Source organism: Streptomyces phaeoluteigriseus (assembly GCF_001896135.2).
Lineage (GTDB): Bacteria > Actinomycetota > Actinomycetes > Streptomycetales > Streptomycetaceae > Streptomyces > Streptomyces phaeoluteigriseus.
The window spans coordinates 140,693-165,091 of the sequence record NZ_MPOH02000006.1 but is presented as its reverse complement, the minus strand read 5'-3'; the positions used below and the strand labels follow the sequence as shown (position 1 = coordinate 165,091).

General features: G+C 70.9%; 13 protein-coding genes and 2 pseudogenes. 1 reads left to right on the top strand and 14 read right to left on the bottom strand.

Going from position 1 to position 24,399, the window contains the following annotated elements; all coding sequences use genetic code 11:
• Positions 1 to 196 precede the first annotated feature (196 nt).
• The 5 genes and pseudogenes from BM536_RS06270 to BM536_RS44755 form a co-directional block, all read right to left on the bottom strand.
• Positions 197 to 496, bottom strand: coding sequence for a hypothetical protein (locus tag BM536_RS06270; RefSeq protein WP_073491670.1), 300 nt, complete (start codon positions 494 to 496; stop codon positions 197 to 199).
• A gap of 71 nt (positions 497 to 567) precedes the next feature.
• Positions 568 to 2,355, bottom strand: coding sequence for an alpha/beta fold hydrolase (locus BM536_RS06265; protein ID WP_073491671.1), 1,788 nt, complete (start codon positions 2,353 to 2,355; stop codon positions 568 to 570).
• Between the two features lie 34 nt (positions 2,356 to 2,389).
• Positions 2,390 to 5,443 (bottom strand): amino acid adenylation domain-containing protein, encoded by a 3,054-nt coding sequence (locus BM536_RS44270; RefSeq protein WP_342748784.1) that lies wholly within the window; start codon positions 5,441 to 5,443, stop codon positions 2,390 to 2,392.
• 12 nt (positions 5,444 to 5,455) lie between these two features.
• Positions 5,456 to 6,172, bottom strand: a pseudogene (locus BM536_RS44265) (condensation domain-containing protein); the annotation flags it as partial.
• An 88-nt stretch (positions 6,173 to 6,260) separates the two neighbouring features.
• Positions 6,261 to 8,906, bottom strand: a pseudogene (locus tag BM536_RS44755) (non-ribosomal peptide synthetase); the annotation flags it as partial.
• Between the two features lie 211 nt (positions 8,907 to 9,117).
• Here BM536_RS44755 and BM536_RS06245 point away from each other — a divergent pair.
• Positions 9,118 to 9,345 carry a hypothetical protein gene (locus BM536_RS06245; RefSeq protein WP_094102642.1) on the top strand — a complete coding sequence of 76 codons (228 nt, stop codon included), beginning with the start codon at positions 9,118 to 9,120 and terminating at the stop codon, positions 9,343 to 9,345.
• Here the strand turns inward: BM536_RS06245 and BM536_RS06240 are convergent.
• From BM536_RS06240 to BM536_RS06200, 9 genes are all read right to left on the bottom strand, one after another.
• Positions 9,342 to 10,559, bottom strand: coding sequence for a condensation domain-containing protein (locus BM536_RS06240; protein WP_158086502.1), 1,218 nt, complete (start codon positions 10,557 to 10,559; stop codon positions 9,342 to 9,344). The two genes, BM536_RS06245 and BM536_RS06240, sit on opposite strands and share 4 nt — an antisense overlap.
• Entirely contained in the window at positions 10,502 to 10,882 is a 381-nt protein-coding gene (locus tag BM536_RS06235; protein ID WP_158086501.1) for an acyl carrier protein, read from the bottom strand. The genes BM536_RS06240 and BM536_RS06235 overlap by 58 nt, the downstream gene beginning before the upstream one ends.
• Before the next feature lie 17 nt (positions 10,883 to 10,899).
• The gene (locus BM536_RS06230) at positions 10,900 to 15,732 is read right to left on the bottom strand and encodes an AMP-binding protein (RefSeq protein WP_094102639.1); all 4,833 of its coding nucleotides are present in this window, start codon (positions 15,730 to 15,732) and stop codon (positions 10,900 to 10,902) included.
• A complete protein-coding gene (locus BM536_RS06225) occupies positions 15,725 to 17,362 on the bottom strand; it encodes an AMP-binding protein (RefSeq protein ID WP_073491677.1) in 1,638 nt (545 codons plus the stop codon). The genes BM536_RS06230 and BM536_RS06225 overlap by 8 nt, the downstream gene beginning before the upstream one ends.
• 121 nt (positions 17,363 to 17,483) lie before the next feature.
• Positions 17,484 to 18,758 (bottom strand): FkbM family methyltransferase, encoded by a 1,275-nt coding sequence (locus BM536_RS06220; RefSeq protein ID WP_073491678.1) that lies wholly within the window; start codon positions 18,756 to 18,758, stop codon positions 17,484 to 17,486.
• Positions 18,755 to 19,945, bottom strand: a complete 1,191-nt coding sequence (locus BM536_RS06215) for an alpha/beta fold hydrolase (RefSeq protein ID WP_073491679.1) — start codon at positions 19,943 to 19,945, stop codon at positions 18,755 to 18,757. Before BM536_RS06215 ends, BM536_RS06220 begins: the two co-directional genes overlap by 4 nt.
• 2 nt (positions 19,946 to 19,947) lie before the next feature.
• Positions 19,948 to 20,877, bottom strand: coding sequence for a chlorinating enzyme (locus tag BM536_RS06210; RefSeq protein ID WP_073491680.1), 930 nt, complete (start codon positions 20,875 to 20,877; stop codon positions 19,948 to 19,950).
• Between the two features lie 4 nt (positions 20,878 to 20,881).
• Entirely contained in the window at positions 20,882 to 22,696 is a 1,815-nt protein-coding gene (locus BM536_RS06205) for a non-ribosomal peptide synthetase (RefSeq protein WP_073491700.1), read from the bottom strand.
• 28 nt (positions 22,697 to 22,724) lie between these two features.
• Positions 22,725 to 24,389 (bottom strand): carbamoyltransferase N-terminal domain-containing protein, encoded by a 1,665-nt coding sequence (locus tag BM536_RS06200; RefSeq protein ID WP_158086500.1) that lies wholly within the window; start codon positions 24,387 to 24,389, stop codon positions 22,725 to 22,727.
• Positions 24,390 to 24,399: the final 10 nt, after the last annotated feature.

Here is a 24,399-nt window from a genome sequence, read left to right as displayed (position 1 = left end):
TCACTCGGTGTGTTCGTTCCCTTGTGGGGCCCGGGCGCATGCCAGAACCGCGACTGCCCGGACTTTCGGCTGGACCCCCAGCACAAGCACTCCACGGCCGGGGAATGAGATCGGCTGCACGATCGCGGCCTGTGATCGGCTGCACGATCGCTGCCTGTGCCGTCCGCGGTGCAGGCGGCCGCCGTGACCCTCCCGCTCATGCGCCGGAACCCTCCGCAGGTGGCGCCCTGTGCTCACGGCACGCGATCTTCGTGGTCTCGACGGTGCTGCGGGCCAGGGCGACGGCGTCGTGCAGCAGGGCCGTGCGGGTGGCGTCGCCCTCCGGGGAGTTCTGCTGGGCGCGCAGCAGGACGGCCGCGCAGGTGAGGGCGTCACAGGCGGCGCTGATCGCCGGCGGAATGCGCCGCAGGCGTGGGGCGCGCAGTTCCAGGGCCAGCCTTTCCAGGTCTCGCACGATCGTCGCGAGGTCCGCGGTCGTCTCGTGGACGGCACTCATGGATCGACTCCTTTCGCCTTCCCCGGCACCGGGTGCCGTGCGACGACGTCCCGGCGGGCGAGGCACCGGTGTCAAGCGGACCCGTCCCTCTTGGTGACGAGATGGTCACCGAGCACGAGGTAGTCGATCTCGGTGGCCAGGAAGCAGTCCAGCGCGTCCCCCGGCGAACCCACGTCGGCCTCGCCCGCCATGTCCCACGACGTGGTGATCAGGCACGGCACGCCGGTCAGCGCGGAGAACCGGCGCAGCAGCGACGCCAGCCGCGGCGCCTCCTCGTCGTTGACCGTCCGCACACTGGCGGTGCCGTCCGCGTGCGTGGCGCCCGGGATGACGTCGTGGTACTCCGGTCGTACCGGGACGACGGACGTCGGGTACGGCGAACCGGCCCGACGGCCCATCTCGAAGACCTTCACGGCGTCCGACTCGAGCACGATCGGGGCGAACGGCCGGAGCTGCCCAGAGCGCTCGATCCTGGTGCTGATGACGTCCTCGATGTCCGGGAACCCCGGGTTGGCCAGGATGCCGCGGTGCCCCGGGGTCCGGGACCCGTGTTCGGCCCGCCCCTGGAACCAGCCGATGACGACCTTCCCGGTGAGCAGCTCGGCCACCTGGTCGACGACCTCGTCCCCGGGCAGCCGGGTCCAGCTCACCTGGTCGCCGAACTCGCGCAGGGTCCGCTCGATCGTCGCGGAGTCGTCCTGCGGGCCGAGGTGGGGGGTGACCGAGTCGGCGTGCCGCACCTCGGCGGTGGTGTCCGGGGTGAGGATGGCGCGGGCGGTTGCCGGGGCGGAGCCTCGGTCGAGGATGGTGAAGTGGTCGCCGTCCAGTGCCTGACGTCGGACGGTCGCCGACGTGTGGGTGAACCAGCGGGGGTCGAAGTTCCGCGAACGGGTCGCCGTCAGGAGGTCGATGGGCGCGGTGATGGTTCCCTCGGGCCGGTGGTTGCGGCCTGCTCGGAAGACCGAGCGGAACCTGTTGACGTAGCAGATGAACTCGGTCTCGTTGAGGCTGGCGAGGTGCGGGATCACCCGGGCCATCAGGGGGAAGCGGTCCTGGAGTTCGGTCGCCAGGCGTTCCTTGGCCGGGGCGTCGACGCGCGTGCGGACCGCTCGCCACATCTCCTCCACCGTCGCGCCGTGCGGGTACGGCGGGTCGCCCAGCCAGGTGAACTCGTCGAGGAGGGCCCGCTCGTGTTCCGGGGTGAAAGCCCCGGCGTTGTCCGGGCTCGGGAGGTCGAGGTCGTACGGCGAGTCCACGAGGACCAGGCGCTCGATCGGGCGCCCGCGCTCCTCGAACAGCTTCGCCATCTCGAAGCCGACCAGGCCGCCCAGGCTCCAGCCCACGAGCACGAACCGGCGGGTCCCGTCGAACTCCGACTCGAGCGCCGCCACGTACTCCTCCGCCAGGCCGGCGATCGACAGCGCCCGGGGTGCCTCGAACCGCTCGTGCGCCAGTTTGATGCCGTGGAGGTCAGCCTGGCCGGACAGCTCGCGGGCCAGGCTGGTGTAGCCGTAGACGTCCCCGCTGACGTCGTGGATGGCGATGATCGTGGCGTCCTGCTGGCCGTTCGCCCTGGCCAGCGGCACGATGACGGTCTGCTGGTGAGGGGTCGCGGACTCGCCGCGGTGGAGCCGGTTCCAGATGGCCACGAACTGGCGGTCGATGGTCCGGCAGTCGACCAGCTCCGCGATCTCGAACTCCGTCTCGAAGGCCTCGTTCAGCTCCGTCAGCAGGATGAGCGACTTCAGGGAGCTGCCGCCCGCCGCGAAGAAGTCCGTGTCCCCGGCCAGCTCGTCGTTCTCCAGGACCTGCGACCAGAGGTCTCTGATCGTGGCCCGCACTTCGTCCTCGCTCTTCATGCACTGCCCTTCGCGGTCGTGCCTCGGGTGGCGGTCACAGGGGTGGGAGCTTCGACAGAGGTTCCGCCGGGGTCGACACCAGGTCGAAGGCGGCGCGGACCACCTCCGCCATCGCCTCCGCCGTCTCCCGCTTGAACAGGGAGCTGTCGTAGTTGAGGCTCACCCGCAGGCCGTCCTCGGTCTCGTCGACGAGGAAGGTCAGCGGGAACTTGCTGATCCGGGGGCGGTCGACGTGGTAGTGCTCGACGGCCAGGTCGGCACCGGGGAACAGATCCTCGACGGGCAGGCGCGGGTAGTAGGCGAACATGACCTCGAACAGCGGGGTGTGATCGCCGTCCTGCTGGATCCCGAGATCGCGGACCAGCGTCTCGAACGGGTACTCCTGGTGGTCCAGTGCCGCGAACAGCTCCGTTGCGTGTGCCGTCAGCAGGTCCCGCACCGGCCGCGTGCGATCGACGTCCACCCGGACGGCGAGGGTGTTCACGAACATGCCGATGGTGGACCGGATCCGCGGATCGCGCCTGCACTCGACCGGGATGCCCATGGTGATGTCGTCCTGGCCGCTGATGTGCGACAGCACGCCCGCGAACAGCGAGAACAGTGCGGAGAACACCGTCGTCCCGGCCGTCCTGGCCAGCGACTCCACGTGCCGGCGCTGCTCCGCCCCGATCCACAGCTCCACGTAGTCGCCGCTGAACCGTTGGACCTTGCCCCTCGGGAAGTCGAACGGCAGGTCGAGGGGCGTCCGTTCGCCGCCGAGCTTCCCGAGCCAGTAGGCCCGCTGCCAGGCCCGCTCGTCCGCGCCCTCCCGCTCGGTGAGCAGTGCGTGGTCGGCGTAGCGGAGTCCTGGCACCTCAGCGGTGGTGGCACCGACGTACAGCCGCACCAGCTGGTCGAGCAGCAGTGCGACCGACGCGCCGTCGAAGACCACGTGGTGGACGTCGATGGCGATGTAGTGCTCCACCTCCGAACGGCTCGCGAGCTTGACGCGCATCAGCGGGGCCTTGGCGAGGTCGAACGGCTGCACGAATCCGCGCAGCACATCGGTCTCTTCGCCCGGCTGGATCTCCTGCCGCACGATCGGGACCTCGGCGGTGGGTTCGACCAGGCCGATCACCCTGCGGTCGCGGATGGTGAACCGCGTGCGGAAGGCGTCGTGCCGCCGGACCAGCTCGTCGACGGCCTTGCGGAAGCGTGCGTGGTCGAGCGGGCCGCGGACGGCGAAGGACAGCGGGATGTTGTAGGCCGTGCTGCGCGGGTCGAGCCGTTGCAGGTAGTAGATGCCGGACTGGGACGTCGTGATCGGGTACTCGGTCGCGGCCTGCGGGTCGTCGGCGTCGGGGGTAGCCGCGCGCGGTGTGCGGTCGGCGGCACTCTTGTCGATCTCCGCAGCCAGCCCGCGCACGGTCGGGTGATGGTAGAGGTCGCTGATCCGCAGCTCGGCGCCCAGTTCCTCGTTCAGCCGGGCGATGATCGTCATGGCGCGGAGGCTGTCACCGCCCAGGTCGAAGTACGAGTTGTCGATGCCCGCACCGGGTGCGTCCACCACGGACTGCCAGATGGCCAGCACCCGGCGTTCGAGGTCGCTCTCCGGCGCCGCCGCGACGGTGCTCGTACGGGTCCGCTCGGGAGCCTGGCGCGCGAGAAGTGCCCGCCGGTCCACCTTGCCGTTCGGCGTCAGCGGCAAATCCGCCAGGCGCACCGTCCCGGCCGGAACCATGTAGCCGGGCAGGACGGCGGTGAGCGCGTGCCTGACGTCGGCCGGCTCGGTCGCGGACCCGTCCGCGACGTAGTAGGCCTCCAACTCGGCCGTGCTCCCCTCTCCCCTGATCACGACGGCGGCCTGCCGAACCCCGGGGATCCGCTGCACCGCGGCCTCGATCTCCCCCAGCTCGATGCGGCGACCGCGGACCTTCACCTGCGCGTCGTGGCGGCCCAGGAACACCAGGTTGCCGTCCGGCCGCCACCGGGCGTGGTCGCCGGTCCGGTACAGCCGCTCGCCAGGGAACTCGGGGTGTTCGGCGAACATGGCCTCGTTGAGCCGGGGGCGGTTGACGTAGCCCCGGCACAGGCCCCGGCCGGACAGGTGGATCTCCCCGGCCACGTCGATGCCGACCGGCTGCCCGGCCGCGTCGAGGACGTAGACGCGGGTGTTGTCGACCGGCCTGCCGATGGGAACGGCCGCGCCGCTGTCGTCGAGGCGGTGGACCGTGCTGTACGTCGTGTCCTCCGAGGGGCCGTACAGGTTCCTGACCTCGGTGCGGCTGAGGTCCAGCACCTCACGGAGCGCGGGCGGTGCGGGCTCGCCCGCGACGTTGACCGCCGTGACGTTGGAGAGGTCGTGGCCCGAGCGGGCCAGCTCCATGACCACCGATGGCACGGTGTTGAGGAGGACGCGCCGGTGCGCCCCCAGCCACTCGCCGATGTGCGCCGGGGACTCGATGATCCGGACGGTCCTGCCCGCCGTCAGGGAGAAGAACAGCTCGAAGATCGACAGGTCGAAGCAGATGGAGGTGGCGGCGAAGACCACGCCGATGTCCGTGTCCGCGAACTCGTGCAGGCACCACTGGAGGAAGGCGGCGAGGTTGTCGTGGGTGATCTGCACACCCTTCGGGTCGCCGGTGGACCCGGAGGTGTAGATGACGTACGCGACCGACTCCGGTGACGGCGACACGGCCGGGACGGCGGGCCAGGATCCGAGGCCCGCCCGGAACCGGCGTACGAGCGGTGCGTCCACGACGACCTCGCAACCGCAGTCGCCGAGGATGAACTCGATCCGGCGCTCGGGGTAGGCGGGGTCGAGCGGCACGAAGGCTGCGCCCGCCTTCAGGACACCGATCAGGCACGCGACGAGCCAGTCGTCGCGTTCGAGGAGAATGCCGACGCGGTCCCCCGGACGCACGCCCAGCTCCCCGGCGAGGAACCCGGCGAACTGGTCGGAGCGGGCACCCAGCTCCGCGTAGGACACCACATCGTCCCCGAAGAGGAGGGCCGGGTCCTCCGCCGGGGCCGCGCACCGGTCGTTCAGCCGGGTCAGGAACGCCGTGCAGTCCGGGTCGACCCGGCCACGACCGAAGTCGTCCAGCACGAGTTGCCGCTCGGCCGCCGCGACGCACCGCAACTGCCCCAGCGGGCGTGCCGGGTCGTCGCACACCTCGGCGAGCAGCGTCTGCAGCGCGCCGACGAACCGGCGGACGGCGCCCTCGTCGTAGAGGTCGGTGTTGTACTCCACCTCGACCGCGAGACCGGCCCCCGGTCCCCGGTCGGCGAAGTCGAAGGTCGCGTCGAACTTGCTGAACCGTCGCGGGGTCGACCTGCGCCGGAGCCGGAAGTCCGGGCCCTCGATGTGGTTCAGGGCGTGGTTCTCGGTCGCGTTCTGCAGGACGACCAACAGGTCGAACACCGGGCTGCGGCTCGGGTCGCGGCGCAGCCCGAGGTCGTCGACGATGGCGTCGAACGGGTGGGCCCGGTGCTCCAGCGCCGCGGTGACGCCCGCCCTGACCTTGGCCAGGAGCGCGTCGAACGTCTCGTCCGCCGTCAGCTCGGTGCGCAGCGGGAGCGTGTTGACGTAGAAGCCGATCTGGCCTTCCAGGTCGACGTGGTCCCGGCCCGCGACCGGGGTCCCGATGGTGATGTCCGGCTGGCCGCTCTGCCGGAACAGTGTCGCCTTGAGGGCCGCCACCAGCACCATGAACAGCGTGCACCCCTGCCGCGCGGCAAGGTCCTCGAGCCGGGCGACGAAGGGTGCGGGGAAGGTGTGCTCGACGACCGCGCCGCTGTGGGTCTTGACGGCGGGGCGGGGTCGGCAGCCCGGGAGGCCGACCGGGGGGGAGGGTGTCGATCCCCGCCAGGGTGTCTCGCCAGAAGCGGCGGTGGACGTCGTGGTGTTGGGACGCCAGGCCGGCGCGCTGCCAGGCCGCGTAGTCCTTGTACTGGACGTCGAGCCCGGGGGCCGGCGGGCCCGCGGGTGCGGGGTCGTAGAACTTGAGCAGGTCGCTCGCGAACACGCCCAGGGACCAGGCGTCGCAGACGCTGTGGTGGATGGCGAAGGCGAAGACGTGGCCCCCGTCCGTGGTCTCGGCGAGGGCGGCTCGCAGGAGCGGCCCCCGGGCCAGGTCGAAGGGCCGCCCGACGAACTCCGCCAGGGAGTCCTCCGCCGCCGACGGGACGTGCTCGAGGTGGAAGTCCACGGATGTCGCGGGGCGGACCACCTGCCGCACGTCACCGTCCGCCCCTTCGCGGAACACCGTGCGCAGGCTCTCGTGCTTGCCGATCAGCCGCAGGAGCGCGCCTTCAAGCCGCTCGGGCACGATCTCGCCGCGGATCTCGTAGATCGAGTGGAGGTTGTAGGCCTGGGAGGCGGACTCGAACTGGGAGGCGAGCCAGAGCCGTCGCTGTGCGTTGGACAGCTCGTAGTCGTCGGCCGGCGCGAGCCGGGGGATGCCCGTGAACCGGCCGGGGCCGGCGGCGCTGACGACCTCGGCCAGGTCGTCGAGGCGGGAGTGCTCGAACACGGTGTTGAGGCTCAGCTCGACGCCGAAGTCCTTCGAGACGTGCGAGAGCAGGCGGATGGCGGTGAGGCTGTGTCCGCCCAGCGCGAAGAAGTCGTCGTCGCGCCCTATCCGCTCGCGGTCGAGCAGGTCCGCCCAGAGCCGGGCGAGCCGTTCCTCCGCCGGCGTGGTGGGCGGCTCGTATCCGCCCGTCGCGTCGTCGCCGCCGGGCAGGGGCAGCGCCCGCTTGTCGAGCTTGCCGCTCGGGGTGCGGGGGAAGGACGTCCGCCGGCTGAAGTACGTCGGCACGGCGAAGGGGGGCAGGCTCCGCGCGGCCTGCTCCCGCAGGGTCCGCGGGTCGAGCGGGGCGCCCGCGATGTAGTAGGCGACCAGCACGTTCTCCCCCCGGACCGCCTTGAGGCAGACCACCACGTCGTCCACGCCGTCCAGTGCGCGGATCGCCCGCTCGACCTCGCCCGGCGCGATCCGGAACCCGTTGACCTTCATCTGGTCGTCGGCACGGCCCAGGTACTCCAGCCGGTCGTCGGCGTCACAGCGGACGAGGTCCCCGGTCCGGTAGAGGACGCCGTCGAAGTCGGTCTCGGCCAGGTCGAGTCGGAGGAAGCGGCGCGCGTGCTCCTCCGGGTCGTTGATGTAGCCCTTGGAGAGGCCTGCGCCGCCGAGGTACAGCTCGCCCACCATGTGGGGCGCGCACAGCCGCTGCTGCGGGGTGAGGACGAACAGGTGGATTCCGTCCACCGGGCGGCCGATGGGAATCGGTCCGCCGTCCGGGCGCAGGTCCGCGGCGTCGAGCCGGTGGTGGCTGACGACGTCGGTGAACTCGGTGGGACCGTAGGAATTCATGATCTGGGCCCGGAAGTTGGGTGACCCGGCCCAGGCACTGAGTTTCGCGGCGTCGATGGGTTCGCCGCCGAGCACGACGTGGCGCAGCGAGCGCAGCGCGTGGAACTGGTGGTCACCGCCGAACTCCAGCAGCGGGTAGAAGGCGCTCGGCGCGCAGTTGACGACGTCGATGGCGTGCGCGTCGACGTAGCGGGCCATGGCGGAGTAGTCGTCCAGTGCCGCCCCGAGCAGGTGCAGCTGCCCCCCGCACAGGAGCGGTGCGAACAGGTTCTTCTGTGCCAGGTCGAAGCTGACGGGGGCGATGAGGAGGAAGTTGGGCCGCTCCTGCCCGCACACCTCCCGCGTGTACCAGGCCAGGAGATTGCGGAAGGCGCCGTGCTCGACCGCGACCCCCTTCGGCGTCCCGGTCGACCCGGACGTGAAGATCACGTAGACGCTGTCGTCCGCGCGGGCGTCCACCGCGGGGGCGGTTTTGGGGCACCCGGCGATCCGCTCCGCGAGCTGGTCCAGCGCGACGACGTTCGGCGCGGGCGCCGCGAGGTCGCCGGGCTCGCGCACGACCACGGCGGCGGCGCGGCTCTGCTCGACCAGCAGTGTCTGGCGGTCCGCGGGGTAGCGCAGGTCGATCGGCACGTACGCCGCGCCCGCCTTGAGTACCGCGAGGACCGCCACGACCAGGTCCCGGCTGTCGGGCAACGCGACCGCGACGAAGTCCCCGCGTCCGATGCCGCGTTCGTCCCGGAGGAAGTGCGCGAGCTGGTTGGCGTTCTCGTCGAGTTGGCGGTAGGTGAGCGCGCCGCTGCCGTCCACGACCGCCACGGCGTCGGGGGTCTCGGCGGCCTGTCGGTGGAAGTCCACGAGCAGGCTCGGCGGCAGGTCCGCGTCCGGCGCCGGTCCGGTCAGCGCGCCGGTGAGCCGGTCGGCCTCGGCGGGCGTGAGGACCGGGATCCGCCGCAGCGGCCGGTCGAGGTTCTCTCGAAGGCCCCGCACGAGTGCGACGTAGTGGCGCAGGAACTGGGCGGCCAGCCGCTCGTCGCACCCCGGGCCGTAGGACAGGCCGATCTCCCGGTCGTGCTCGGCGACGGGCACCTTCAGCCAGAAGGCCGTCCGGGTCGCCAGCCACGGGTTCGCGACCGGCTCGTCTCCGCACACCAGGCCGAAGCGGACGGCGTCGGACGCCTCTCCGTGGCTTTCCATCCAGTCGCGCAGGCCGTCCCACGGGTAGTCGCGGTACGGCGCGCACTCCAGCGTCTCGGCCCGCGTCGTGTCGATGGCGTCCCGTAACGTCCCGTCCGCGTCGAACGGCGTGGTGGAGAAGAGAAGCGCCTCGGAGCCCTGGGTGAGGCCGCCCACCGCGACGGCGTCGGCTTCCGGTCCGAAGGAGAACGCGAGCAGGAACCGGTACAGGGTGGCGTACAGGACGACCTCGGCCTCCACGTCGCCCCGGCCGGCCCTCCTCAGGAAGCCCAGGTCCTCCTCGGACACGGTCAGCGACCGGTATCCGCGGCCGTCGGCGGGGGCCGACGGGGTCAGCGCCATGGGCAGGTCCGACCGCTCGCGGTCCCTCAGCTTCCTCACCCAGAAATCGAGGGCGATGCGCGGGTCCAGCGTCTTCTCGGTCATCGTCTCGTCCTAGAAGTCGAAGTCGATCTCGTGGCGAGCGGCGGCGATCCGTTCTTCCTCGACCTTCCCGCTGTACTCGGACAGCCGGCGCCCGGGCGCGTCCACCACCTCCGCGAGCAGCGCCGCGAACCGCCGCCACAGCAGGACGACCGACTCCTCGTCGTACAGGTCGGGATCGAACTCGACCATCGCCTCGACGCGTCCCGCGCGGGAGGCGAAGTTGAAGGTCAGGTCGAATTTGGCGACGCACTCGCGCCGTTCACGGAGCGCGATGTCGACACCGGTCGCCCGGCGGACCCGTTCCTCCAGGTCTCCCCTGTCGTGCAGCACCAGGAGGACGTCGAAGAGGAAGCCGTGCCCCGGCTCCGGTCGCGGGACCACGTCGGCCAGCAGTTCCAGCGGGTACAACTGGTGCGCATGGGACTCCAGGAACTCCGCCCGGGCGGTCGCCAGCAGCTCGCGGAAGGTCGTGTCGGCCGAGAACGTCGTCCGCAGGGCCAGGGTGTTGGCGAGGAACCCGATCTGCGGTTCCAGATGCCGCGAGAACTCCCGGCCGGTCGACAGCGTGCCGAGGCAGAGGTCCGTCTGCCCGGTGCGGTTGTGCAGGGTCAGCACCATGGCGGAGTGCAGGAGGGTGAACAGGGTGACGCCCTCGGCCAGGCACAGCTCCCGCGCGCGGGCGGCAAGTGCCTCGTCGATGACGCCGTGGAACACCGCACCGGTGAACGACTTCACGGGCCCGCGCGGCCGGTCCGTCCTGAGCCGGAGGGTGGGGACGCCGTCCTTCAGCTTCTCCTGCCAGTAGGCACGGCTGGGGTCCAGCAGACCGCGGTCGCCGAGGTCGCGCAGCCAGAGGGCGTAATCGCCGTGCTGGATCGCCGGTTTCGGCAGTGACTCCCGCCGCAGCGCGTACGCCTTGAGCACCTCCTCGGTGAAGATGGCGACGGAGACCGCGTCGCAGACGATGTGGTGCATGGACAGCGTCAGCACGTCGTCCGGGCCGACGCCGGTCACGTGGGTCACCTGGAACAGCGGGCCGCGGGCCAGGTCGAAGCGCCGGTGCAGCTCGCGCCGCTCGATCTCGGCCAGCGCCTGTTCCGGGTCGTCGGCCGGGTCCAGGCGCTCGACCAGCACCTCACTGGCCGCGGGGGTGCCCTCGACGCGCTGCATCAGCTCGCCGTCGCGCGGGGCGAAGCGGGTGCGCAGGATCTCGTGCCGGGCCACCACCGCGTCGACGCCAGCACGTTGTAGGAGGTGCGCTGGTCCTGCACCCAGATCCGGGTCTGGCTGGAGGTCGCGGGGTACTCGTCGCGCGACGGGCCCCGCGACAGCGCCGGCCACGTCGAGGCGGGCGCCGACACCAGCCGCGCGGCGATGGCGGCGACGGTGGGCGCCTCGAACACGTCCTTGAAGGAGAGCGTGAGCCCGGTGGTCTTCTCCAACTGGTGCAGCAGCTCGATGACGCTGATCGAGTTGCCGCCCAGCTCGAAGAACGACGACTCGGGGCCGGCGGGCGCGACGCCCAGGACACCTGCCACGCAATCGGCCACGGCCCGCTCCCGGTCGTTCATCGACCGTGCGGGCGCGCGGTCGTGCGGGGCGGGCTCGCCGGGCGGAGGCAGCCTGGCCGTGTCGAGCTTGTTGTTGGGCGTGAGCGGGAAGGCGTCGAGCACGCGGGTGGTGGCCGGGACCATGTATCCGGGCAGCGCTCGGACCAGCAGGTCACGCAGGTCGGCGGGGTCCAGGGCGGCGCGCTGCCGCTCGTCGGGGACTCGACGTACGCCGTCAGGGACTCCCCGCCGGCGCCGCCTCGGTGTTTGAGGACCCGGGCCCGGGCGACCGCGGGGTGGCCCATCAGGACCGTCTCGACCTCTGCGGGCTCCACGCGGTAGCCGTTCACCTTGACCTGCCGGTCCGCGCGGCCGACCAGTTCGATCTCCCCGCTGGGCAGGAACCGGCCGGAGTCCCCCGTGCGGTAGCCGCCGCGTCGGAACTTCTGCGCGCTGAGGTCCGGCCGGCCGAGATACCCCTTCGCGACGTGCGGGGATTCGACCACGATCTCGCCGACCTCGTACACCTCCGGCCTGCCCCCGTGCTCGACGCGCACGGCCAGCGTCGTGCCGTCGCAGGGGACGCCCAGGGTGACCACGCGCTCAGCGTGCTCGGGCTCGAACCGCAGCAGCGAGTTGAGGGTGCTTTCCGCCTGGCCGTACAGGTTGTAGAGGTCGACGCCGGGGAACAGCCGGAAGTGCCGGACCACGTCGGCGGACAGGACGGGCTCGCCGCCCAGCACCACGGCGCGCAGGCGACCGGTGTCCGACCCGCTCCGCGTGGACATCATCTTGCGGTAGAGCGAGGGCGTCGCGTGCAGGACGGTGACCGACTGGTCGGCCACCCACTGCCAGAGGTCGCGGTGCGCGGAGTTGTCGTGCAGGGCCAGGACCCGTAACCGGGCGCCGGTGACGAGCGCCGTGTAGACGTCCAGCACGGCGGCGTCGAAGCCGAGCGACGACACGAGGCTGAGCGTGTCCCGCTCGGAGATCGACAGCCGCAGCCGGTACTGCTCGACGAAGTACCGGACGTTGTCCGCGTCCTGGATCACTCCCTTCGGCGTCCCCGAGGTGCCGGAGGTGTAGAGCAGGTACCCGGGCCGGGGTCCGGCCGCGGCCGCGGTGTGGTCGTGGGGCTGCGCCGCACCGATCTCGTCGATGCGCACGACCTGCGGCCGCTCGCCTCCGGTCCAGGGGACGTCGCCGTCCGCCAGCACCATGCGGACGCCCGCGTCCGAGACGATCCGCTGGAGCCTCGTCGCGGGGTCCCGGGGCTCGAGCATCACGTAGCGGCGCCCGGCGTCCAGCGCGCCGACCATCGCGGAGATCGCGGACGCGGTGTTCTGGGCGTGGAAGTGGAGGCCGACGGGGCCTTCCGCAGGGTTCTGCCGCAGGTAAGCGCCGACGCGGCGGCTCGACGCGAGCAGTTCCCCGTACGTCGTCCCGCCCTGCGGGGTCACCACCGCCACCCGCTCCGGGAACCGCGCCATGGTCTCCCTGACCGTGTCGACCAGGGGGCGCGGGATGTCCGCACGTCCGTCCGCGAGCGGCTGCCGGCGTCGGGGCGGCACGAGGAGGGGTTCGGCATCCAGCGGCTCGCCCGGCCGCTGTTCGAGCCGGCGGAGGCAGGTTTCGAACCCGGCCATCCACAGGCGCACCGTGTCCGGCTCGAACAGCGACGAGTCGTAGTCCCACCGCAGCGAGCCGCGCCCGTCCCCGTCGAGGATCGCGTAGACGTCGAGGTCGAGGCGGGCGACCAGGCCCTGGTCGCCGAGGAATCCCTCGGCGATCCGGTCGCGTGCGGCGAAGGTGAGTCCGTTGAAGTACACCGAGGTGAGCGCAACCCGCGCGTCGTGCCGACCGGCGCCCAGCTCCCCCGCCACCTCGCGTACCGGCAGCGCCCTGCGCCGGAGCGCGTCGGACAGCCCGCCGCCGACCGCCGTGATCCGGTCCGCGCCGGACTGGTCGCCGGAGAGCCGGCAGCGCAGCGTGACCGGGTTGATGCAGGGTCCGAACGTGTCCTTCATGGCGGGCAGGTCACGGTCGAGGAGCGGAACGCCGATGACGACGTCCGAGCGCCGCGTGGCCTTCCCGACGACGGTCGCGAACGCGGTCAGTGCCACCCCGAACGGCGTCGTGCCCAACCGCCGGGCCAGCCGCGCGAGGGAGCGGGACTGCTCGTCGGTCAGGTGCAGCCACTGGCTGGCGATCAGGCCCCGGGCGCCGCCGTCGGCGGTCCGGCGGTCCCGCGGCAGCCGCAGCGGGACGACGTCCGCCAGCTGCCTGCGCCAGTGTTCCCCGGCATCCCGGCCGTCCCGGCCCAGCGCCTCACGCTGTCGCCGCACGTACGCCCGGTAGGAGGTGTCCGGCTTCGCGACGGAGGGCTCGACGCCGTCCACCGCGGCGAGCAGCCGCTCGGCGAAAGCGTGGAGTGAGAACCCGTCGCAGACCACGTGGTGGGCGACGAGGACCAGGGTGTGGGAGCCGTCCGGCAGCCGCGCCAGCACGGTGCGGAACAGCGGGCGTTCCTCCAGGTTGAACGGCTCCCGCACGAGCGCCTTGGCACACGCGTCCAGTTCCGCCGCCGCCTGCTCGGCTTCCCTGCCGGACAGGTCGAGCACATCCACGCGGTGCTCGTCCTCGTCCCCGTCCGAGGGGAGCAGGCCAAGGCGCCCGTCCTGCCAGACGACCTGGCAACGCAGCAGTTCCGCGCGGTTGAGTTCGGCCGCGACCGCCTCTTCGATGCGCCGGCGCGGGACCTCGGGCGGGAAGCCGATGCGGATGGGGATGTTGTAGCGGCTGTCCGGCACCCGCGACTGGTGGTCGACCCAGATCGACTCCTGGATCGAACTCAGGGGCAGCAGGCCTTCGTCCGTCTGCTCCTCGGGCTCGTGCACCGGCGGCAGGGCGTCCAGACGGGCGGCGAGTTCGGGGATCGTCCGGTGTTCGAACAGCAGCTCCACGCCGACCGCCCTGCCCGACTCCGCCGACACCGCGGCGGCGAGTTCGGCCAGGCCGAGGGAGTCGAAGCCCACGCCGAAGAACGTGTCGTCGCGTCCGATCGGGATCGGGCCCTTGAGGTGTTCGACCACCCGCGCGACCAGCCGTTCGGCGTCCGAGGTCGCCGGGAACGGCGTCTGGTCCACGCTCGTCGGCTCGCCGTGCTCCGCCGTCCAGTGAGCGATGCCAGTGGACTGCCCCGCGAGGAAGACCGACTTGCACAGCGCCCGCTGGAGCTTGCCGCTGCTGGTGCGCGGCAGATGCCGGTCCGCGACGAGGAACACCTCCGCCGGCGCGATACCGAACTCTTCCAGCAGCACGGTGCGGACCGACTGGATCACCTCGGCGTGGGGCAGGCCGCACGTGCGCTGGTACTCGCACTGCACGATCAGCTCCTCGCCGTGCTCCCGGTCGACGGAGAACACCACGCAGCCGTCCCGGACCACACCGGGCGCGCCCTCGGCGATCGACCACTCGAGGTCGTACGGGTAGTGGTTGCGGCCCCGGATGATGACCAGTTCCTTGATCCGGCCCGTCACGTGCAGTTCACCGTCACGCACAAAGCCCAGGTCACCCGTGCGGTAGAACGGGCCCTGGCCGGAACTGGTGTAGGCGTCGAAGGCCTTGGACGCCTCGGGGTTGTTCCAGTAGCCGCCCGCGATGCTCGCCCCGCTCAGCCATATCTCCCCCACCCCGCCCTCGGGGCACTCGGCGCCGTCCCCGTCGACGATGAGGCACCGGAAGCCGCTAGGGACGCCGCACGACACCACCGGTTCAGCGGACGGCGCGGGTGAGGCCGGCGCGCGGTCGGCCTCCGCACCGCCCGGCACGCGCGTGACGCACCCGTCCGCGGCGGCCACGAACAGCGTGGCCTCGGCCATGCCGTAGCAGGGCCGGAACGCGTCCGCGCGGAATCCGGCCGCCGCGAACCGTTCGGCGAAGGACACCAGGGTCGGCTCGCGGACGAGTTCGGCCCCGCAGTACGCGACCCGCCAGTGACTCAGGTCGAGCTGGGCGATCTCCCGGTCGTCGATCCGGTCCACGCAGTGCTGGTAGCCGAAGTTGGGGCCGCCGCTGCCCGTCGCCCGGTAGTGGCTGATCGCCTCCAGCCAGGACAGGGGCCTGCGCAGCAGTTCGACCGGCGAGAGGAACACCGCGTGCGCGCCGGCGTGGACAGCGTGCAGGACATTCCCGATGAGACCCATGTCGTGGTAGAAGGGCAGCCAGGACACGATCGTCGAACCGCTGTCCTGTCCGAACGCCGCCTGGATCAGTTCCTGGTTGCGGTGCAGGTTCTCATGCGAGACGACGACCCCCTTGGGCGCGCCGGTGGAGCCGGACGTGTACTGCAGGAACGCCGGGTCGGCCGGGTGCACGGCCGCGGGCGTGAAGGTACCCGCGTCGCCGCCCTCGACGTCTTCGGTCACGAGGCAGGGCGCGGCCTCGGCGAGTCGGTCGCCCACGCGGCCCAGAACCGCTCGGTCGGTCAGGACGACGGAGGCCTGCGCGTCCTGGATGATGGCGAGGAGGCGGTCGACCGAGCGGGCGTTGCGCGGTGGGTAGCAGGGCACGGGCACGATCCCGGCGAGCAGGCAGGCCCAGAACGCGCGGATGAACTCCAGCCCGTGGGGGTAGAGCAGCAGAGCCCGGGCGGGCTGGGGGAACTCGGCCAGGCGAACCGCCAAGGCGCATACGGAGTCGTGCAGTTCCCCGTAGCTGACGGTGTGCGCGTCCTCCAGGCCGTTGCGCAGGAACGTGTACGCCGGTTCCGCCGGCGACTCGGCCGCGCGGCGTCGCAGGACGGCGCCGAAGTTGTGTGCGCCCTCCGCCGGGCTCGTGCCCTCAGCCATCGATTCGCTCCAACTTCGCCTCGCCGAATGCCGTCTTGATCCGCTGGCGCCGCAGCTTCCTGGTACCGGTCAGCAGGCCGTTCTCCACGGTGAACGGCTCCTCGGCCCGCACGAAGTGCGTCACCTTCTCGTGGTCGGCCAGCTTCGGATTGCCCTCGGCGAGGTAGCCGCGCAGCGCGTCGCGGCCTCCGCGCTCGGCGGGCCAGTACGCGATGGCGGCGATCCGCTTCCCGTCGAAGGAGGTGACGCAGATCGACTCCTCGGCCTTCAGCTCGTGGAACACGGTCTCCACGCTCGCGGGGAAGACCTTCTTGCCGTTGTCGAGGACGATGACGTCGTCCTTGCGGCCGTGGAGGAACAGGAAGCCGTCCGCGTCCAGGTGGCCGAGGTCGCCGGTGTGGATGTACCCGTCCCGGTCGTAGGTGACGACCGAGGGGTCCGCCAGCTCGCCCCGGTCGATCTTGACGAGGATCTCGCCGTCCTCGCCGATCCGCACGGGCACGCGTGGCCTGCCGACGCTGCCGATGCGGAAGTCCTTCTCGGAGCTGAGGGAGATGATGCGCGGCAGTTCGCTCTGCCCGTAGCCCTCGTAGATCTTCACGCCCACGCGGTGGAACGTCGTGAGGGTCCGCCGGTCGATCGGGGCGCTGCCGGTGACGAAGTAGTCCGCCCGGCCGCCGTAGACCTTGCGCACCTTGTCGAACAGATAGCGGCCGAAGAGGCGCTTGACCGGGTTGCGGTTGCCCAGCCGGTTGACCCCCAGCCGGAGATAGAGGCGGAAGACGGTCTTCTGGCGGTCGCTGAGCCGCTGGAGCTTCTGCTCGATACGCGTCGCGAGCGCCTCGTAGATCATGGGGACGCTCACCATGATGTTGGGCTTCTCGACGACCATGTCCTGCACGCAGCGCAGGGGGTCGGAGAGCACGATGTTGATCCGCCGCATCAGCGCCAGCCGCACGAAGGCCCGCTGCTGCAGGTGCGAGAAGGGCATGAACACGAAGAGCCTGTTGTCCTTGCGGCTCCAGAAGCTGGTGCGGTACCGGTAGTACTGAACGGCCAGTTCGACGGCGCGCTTGCCGTTCATCGGCGGCTGCTCGGCCGGGAACGTCAGGTCGATCCGCTTGGCCTTGCCGGAGGTCCCCGACGAGTAGCCGATCGAGTAGTGGTCCAGCACCTGGTCGGCGGTGCAGGTCCACTCCACGCCTTCGAGGCCGTCGAAGTCGTCCTTCGCCGGGGTGGCCCCACGGGAGCGGAAGAACCACACCGGCGCGTCGACCTCGGTGAGCCGGTCGGCCAGCGAGCGGTCGGCGATCACGACGTCGGCCCCGGCCTCCCGGAAGAGGTCGCCGATCTCGTGGCCCGTCAGGAACTCGGGCGCCGCGATCGACCGGAAGCCCCCCTTGAGGCAGGCCAGGTCGAGCACCATCCACTCGTACGACGTCGGCCCGATCAGTCCCACGTGGAACTCGCGGCCCGGCGGCCGCAGCGAGGCCAGCCGGGCCACGGCCTGGTCGATGTCGCGGGCCAGTTCGGCCCAGCTCTTGCGGATCCGGCCGCCGTCCCGGTAGACGACCTCGTTGTCGTCGTTGTCCGCCAGCTTCTCCAGTGCCGCGAAGAGCTGCCGCTTCATCCCAGGTTCCTGCGGATGATCGCCGCGACCTCGCCGAAGCGGCTGCCCACGAACAGCTGGTCCGGCGGCAGCACGTTCTCGCCGAAGACCTCGTCCACCTCCAGCACCATCCGCACCGACTTCAGCGAGGTGCTCCCAGGTCGAAGAAGTCGTCGGAGGTGGCGATGTCCTCCACCTTCAGCACCTGGCGCCAGATGGCGGCCAGCTTCTCCTCGATCTCGGGCAGTGGGCCGGCCTCGGCGGCGCCGTCGGCCGGGACCCGGGCCAGCAGTGCGGCCGCGTCCACCTGGCCGCGGTCGTCCCGCGGCAGGACCGCCACGAACTGAATGCGCTCCACGGGCAGTTCGGCGAACTCGCCCCCCAGCTCCGCACGGACGGCCGCGGCCAGCGTCCGGCGGGTCGAGAGCGGCCTGCGCCAGGACGGGGCCGTGACGTCCGGCGCCACCGGTCCCCGGCGGGCGTAGACGCCGTACATGTCGGTGTTGAGCAGGTCCTGGTTGCGGTCGACCAGCACGCTGAAACCCTTGTCCTCCAACAGGGAGACGCAGGCGGCGACCCGGCCGTCGATGTCATGGACCTCCATGACCACCTGGTCGACGCGCTGCCACAGGTCGTCGTCGATGCCGAGCAGGACCTCCCACTCCGCCTTCTCGACGTCGATCTTCAGCAGGTCGATGTGGTCGACGGAGTGGCCCTCCAGTGCCTGGCCCAGCGTCCGCACTTCACACTGGACGGACTCGCCGACCAGCAGTTCGGCGACCACGGTGTCGAGCCCGGCGGAGTCGGCGGCGTCCTCCTCCCCCGCGAGGTAGGTCTTGAGGACCTCCCGGTCCGCCCGGTCGGCGAGGAGGCCGGACATCGCGGTGTTCTTCGGGTAGTACGTGATCTGCGTCCTGCGCCGCGCTTCGCCCACCGCGCCGGGGATGACCACCACGTCGATGCCGTGCAGCCGGGCGTTCAGCTCGACGGCCCGGCACAGCTGCGGGACGGGTTCCAGCGCGAGGATCCGGGCGCCCGGGCGTACCAGCCCGAACAGCACCGAGGCCCCGCCGATGTTCGCGCCCACGTCGACCACGGTCGGGTGCTCGGGAAGCCCCACCCCGTTGCGCAGGTACTCGTTGTCCCGGAACACCTCGCGGAAGATGAAGTCGGCCTCGCGCCGGTTGCGGTGGAAGAGCATCAGGTCGTCGTCGGGCTCGAACAGGGAGAGCTCGCCGTCCGCCTCCTCACAGAGGGCGGCCGCCCGCCGGACGACGGGTGCGGCCGCGCCGGGCACGGCGAAGACCGCGACGACCCGCCGGTCCCCCGCCCGCTGCCGCACGACGACGCACTCCTCGACGAGCTCGCCGAGGCCACGATCAAGGAACTCGGCTTCGAGGGCAGCTGTGTCAGTCATCGATGTCCCGGTGTGGTCGAGTGCTGCGCCGCCACGAAGTCGACGGCCAGCTGGGTCAGTCGGATCGAGGTGTCGAAGACGGAGAGGTGGTCGCCGGTGGGCTCCTCGACCAGCTGGGCACGGGCCAGCTCGCGCGCCACGCGGTGCGAGCCTGCCGGGTGCGCGGTCGTGTCGGTCCGGCTGGTCACCACCAGCGCGGGGTGCGCGATGTCGCCGAGCAGGTCCGTGACGTCGAACGTCATGATCGCGAAGTTGAGCCGGCAGTAGTGGTGGAACAGGGCGGGTGTCGCGTAGGGGTAGAGCACCAGCGGCGCGACGCGCTCGGGGATCTTCGCCAGGGCCGCCGGGCGGTGCATGAGCTTCTGGTAGGCGGTGGCCTTGTCGAGGCTGTCGGCGCCCAGCTCCATCAGCGCCTGGACGTCCTGCTGGTGGTCGGTCTTGGTCGAGTCGGCGCCGAAGTCGTAGTCCCCGTGCCACAGGCTCACCGACTCGAACCGCTCCGGGTGCCGGTGGATCGCGTCGAGCGCGATCACCGCCCCACCACACAGGCCCATCACGTGGCAGGTCGGCAGGTCGAGCGCGTCCATGACGGCCAGCAGGTCGTCGGCCTGGTCGGCCACGCCGCTCGCCATGCCCTCCTCGGGGCCGCCCGGGGCGAACAGGCCGCGGGACTGCCAGGTCACGACGAAGTGGTCCTCGCCGAGCGCCCGCAGCCACCGCCGGGACAGTTCGACGGGCATGCCGCACGGGGGGACCAGCAGCAGCGCGGGCCGTGCCCGGTCGCCCATGGTGAAGGCGTCGAGCACCTGGCCGTCGCGGGTGCCGACCGGCACCGCCCGGGGCGCCAGGTCGCGCGCCCTGGCCGCGGCGCGCCCGACCGGCGCGTCCCCGGCATCCCGGACCCAGTCCTCGAGAGGGCTCGCGTCCCGCAGCAGGCCGCGGATCCGGCGCTCCACCGCCAGCCCGAACGAACTGGAGGTCTGTTCGGGCGCGGAGCGGACGTCGACGGCCTGCCGCAGGCCGACCTCGCGGGCCACGCCGTCGAGCAGGCGTTGGGCCGCCCCGCCGTGGTGCTCGCGTTCTTCCACGACCACCTCGAAGCGGTCCTGCGGCAGCCGGTCGGCCAGCGGCTTGATCTCGCCGAAGACCTCGACGGCCGCTGCCGCCCACTCCTCGAACCCGCCCACGGTCAGCTCTTGCCGATGGGGACGCCGGTCGTGGTGTGGGACAGGAGCCGGTTGCGGCCGAACCTGTCCTCGCCCGACACCAGCACGCATCCGAAGTTCTCCAGCGAGATGCGCCCGCCGTACTCGTGGATCTCGCTCAGCCCCGGGTAGACGTGCACGGACGCGGGGACGTAGCGGCTCGCGAAGCCCAGGCGCATCTCCTGCGTCTTGCCCGCGTGGCCGTGCGAGGCGTGCATCAGCGTCGACCAGAAGACGATGAACTGCCCCGCCCGCATCTCCATCGACACGGCCTTGCTCTCGTCCGGCGACCAGTCCGGGTCGATCTGCAGCTGGCGGTAGTCGTAGCCGAAGAAGCCTCGCGCCACACCGTTCTTGGTCTTGCTGCGGTTGGCGTCCGGGTCGTAGTGCATGCCCTTGGTCTCGTCGTAGAACATCTGCCGGTGTGTGCCGGGGATGAACTGGAGGCAGGCTGTCTCGGTGCTCGCCTCGGTGAAGGCGGTCCACACCGTGATCGTGCCGCCGTACTCGCGGTCCTCGTCCCAGACGATCTGCGGCTCGCCGCCGGCGTTGGCGAAGGTGTCCGCCTGGTGCCAGTCCGTGCCCTCGTCGCCGGCGTACTTCGGGAAGAACTCCGAGCGCCAGCAGATGACGTCGTTGCCGAGGATGCTCGCCACCCGGTGCACGATCTCCGGCCGCGCGATGTGCTCGGCCAGGAAGGCGTTGTCGAGGTGGCGGTCGTAGTTGGAGATGTTGGTCCCCTGCGAGATCGCCTCGGTGTCCTGGTAGACGGCGTTGCTGCGGTCGAGCAGCTTCAGCCGCTCCTGGCGCCAGCGGTCGGCCATCTCCTCCGGCTCGTAGAGGGTGAACGGCCCGGCGTAGCCGTTGCGCTGGAAGTCGGCGAGTTCGGTGGGCGTGAGGCTGAACTGGCTCATGACATCAACTCCTGTTCTTGGACGCGAACTGCTCGCCGACGTGGTCGACGTAGACGTCGAGCGACAGACCATCGGCGAAGGCACCCAGGTCGACCTCCACGGAAAGCTGCTTCTTGGTCTCCTGCATGATCCGGATGAGGTCGAGCGACGTGCCGCCGCCCTCGAAGAAGTCCGTGCTCGACGAGGCGACCCGCCGCCCCAGCACCTGCTCCCAGATGGCCCGCACCTGCCCCGCGTGGTCGTCGACCGCGTCCGGCCGCGGTGACGGGTCCGGTGCGAGGTAGGCGGCCCGCAGCGCGTCGTGGTCGACCTTGCCGTTGTGGTTCCTCGGGTGCTCCGCGAGCAGGACGCACTGGGCCGGGCACGCGTAGGCGGGCAGCGACTCGCGGATCCGGGTCAGCACCGCCTCGCGCAGCTCGGGCGTGGACCCGTTCCGGCTCAGGGAGAACAGCACGAGGTGGGGCTCGCCGTCGGCGGGCGACACCTTCAGCACGACGGAGCCGGAGATCTCCGGGTGCCCGTCCGCGACGGCCTCGACCTCTCGCGGGTCGATGCGGTAGCCGTGCAGCTTGATCTGCGTGTCCGCGCGCCCGACGAAGAAGTGCTCGGTGCCGTCGTAGGTGACGCCGAGGTCACCGGTGCGGTAGGTCGTCTCGCCCGAGTCCGAGCGCACGAACCGGGCGGCCGTGAGTTCCGCGTCGTGCAGGTAGCCCGCCGCGACACCCGGGCCGCTCACGTGGATCTCCCCGACCTCGCCGTTCGGGACCGGCTGTCCGCTGTCGTCGAGCAGGCGGATGGTCAGGTCGGGGATCGGCACGCCGATGGGCGAGTGCTCCGACGCGCCGAGGATGTCCAGCGTCAGCGGCCGGTAGGTCACGTGCACGGTCGTCTCGGTGATCCCGTACATGTTCACCAGCCGCGGGCGGGAATCGCCGCGCCGCGTCAGCCAGGCCGCGGCGACGTCCTTGTCGAGCGCCTCGCCGCCCAGGACGACGTGGCGCAGTGCGAGGTCCGCGCCGCGGCGGGCGTCCACCGCGTCGAAGGCGTGGAACGCGGTCGGCGTCTGACTCAGGATCGTCACGCCCTTGTCCACGGCCAGTTCGTAGAAGCGCTCCGGTGTGCGGGTGGTCGCGGCGGGCACCACGACGGCCTTGCCACCGTGCAGCAGAGCCCCCCAGAGTTCCCACACCGAGAAGTCGAAGGCGATCGAGTGGAACAGGGTCCAGACGTCGTCCTGGGAGAACCCGAACCAGCCTTCCGTCTCGCGGAACAGCCGGTCGACGTTGCCGTGCCGGACGACGACGCCGTGCGGCTCGCCGGTCGTGCCGGACGTGTAGATGACGTAGGCGGGCGCGTCGGCCGATACCGGCACCGGGCTCCAGTCGGCCGAGGCGTCGCCGGCGAAGGAGCCGCGCTCGTACGCCACGACCGTGAGTCCGTGCTGGTCGAAGGTGGCCGCGAGTTTCGGGTCGGCGACGACGCACCGCAGTCGGCTGTCCTCGACGATGTGCCGGACACGGGGCGCCGGGTGGTCCGCGTCGATGGGCAGGTAGGCCGCCCCCGCCTTCAGGACGCCGAGCACGGCGACGACCATGTCGATCCCCCGCGGGAACGACAGGCCGATCACCTCGCCGGGCTGCACGCCGCGCGCGCTCAGGCTGCCCGCGAGCCGGTCGGACAGGGTGTCGAGTTCCTGGTAGGTCAGGCTCTCGTCGTCGAACTCGACCGCGGTCCGCGAGGGCAGCGCCCCCGCCCGACGGCGGAAGACCTCATGAAGCCCACCCCGGAATCCGGGTGTGGCGTTCGCGATGGTTGACATCTCTTCCTTCACTGCCGAGAAGTACCGGTCACGTGACATCCGTCGTTCGCGTGTGGAGCGTCCCGTCGCTCCAGATGTGGTTCACCTGGCCCCATTCGGCGACGCTGCGCACATCGGGGAAGAACCCGGTGCCGAGGTCGTTCGCGCTGGTGTTGCACAGGATCGGCAACCCGCTGAGCTTCGCGTAGTGCCGGAGCAGCGCGTGGATCTGGGGGTTCTCCCGCTCGTGGACCGTCTGCAGGCGTGCGGTGCCGTCGAGGTGGCAGACGGCGGGCAGCCGCTCGACCGCCTCCGGCCGCACCCGGTGGTCGTAGAGCATGTACGGGTCCGGGGTGCCGGGGTCGAAGAAGCGCGGCGCGTCCTCCTCCGCACAGATCGGCGCGACCGGCCGGTACGACTCGCGCCGCTTGATCCGGTTCAGCAGGGTCTTCATCTCCGGCGAGGTCGGCGCGGCCATGATGCTGCGGTTCCCCAGGGCGCGCGGACCCAGCTCGGCCCGGCCGTTGAGCACGATGACGGGCTGCTGCGACTCGTGGATGAGCCGCGCCAGCTCCGCCAGCGTGCAGTCGCTCGCGGACCAGCCGGCCGAGTCCCAGTCGGTCTCCCGGATCGGGGGTCCACTGTAGACGTCCCAGTCGATCGACTCGTATCCGTGCTTGGCGACCAGTTCGCTGCACACGGTGCCGATGGCGCTGCCCGCGTCGTTGGGGAAGGGGGGGATCCACAGCTCCGCCAGGTTGCAGTGCCGCCGGATCGCGCTGTTCCACTTGATGTTCAGCGCGCACCCGCCGGCGTAGCAGAGGTTGCGGGGTCCCTGGTCCAGCTCGTCCAGCCGCGCGGAGAGCGTCCGGACCAGCACCTCCTCGATGAAGCAGTGGAACGTGGTGAGGATGTCCTCGTCGCCGAAGCCGCTGGCCTTGGCGCGGAAGACCAACTTGAGCAGCAGCGCACGCTCGAACTCGAGCATCTGCTCATGGGTCGTGACCGGCCCGTTCTTGGCGACCAGCTTCTCGAAGATCGCGTGGAAACTCGCGAGCAGCGACGGCTGCTTTCGGCCCTTGGCGATGTAGGCCATGTACTTTCCGGCCAGCGAGAGGTCGTTCGGGCGGTAGTCCTTGTATGGCTCGAAATTGACGGCGAAGTACGTGTAGATGAAGCCGCTCATGGGGAACAGGTAGCCCAGGCACTCGAGCTTGCCGCCCCGGTCGTAGTGGAAGAGCTGGGGGAAGGACATGCCGTCCCACGAGAGCACGTACGAGGGCTCGCCGCGCCGGGCCATCGGGCTGCTGCAGTAGGACGAGAAGATGTGCCCGGCGATGTGGTGGTAGCTCGTGTACTCCCGCTCGAAATAGGAGCTGAACGCGGCCTTGTTCGCCAGCGGATTGGCGCGGACGTCGTAGAGGTGGCCGTACTCGGCGACCTCGAAGGGCACCGACTCACCGCCCAGCGTCACCGCGAACGGTGTTGTGTGCCAGCCGTCGATGACGAGCGCGTCCACCTCACCCCAGTCGTAACCGACGTCACGAAGCAGGTCGGACAGCTCGCCCCGGGTCAGCCGGAATTCCGAGTAACGGGGGTTGTTGTTGATCTTCTCTATTTCGTGGCAGGAGACGAGGCGATTGTCCTCGAAGAGGGCGACACTGCCGTCGTGGCTCAATTTGATGCCGACAGAAACCAGTTTTTGATTACGCATGGCCCCATTT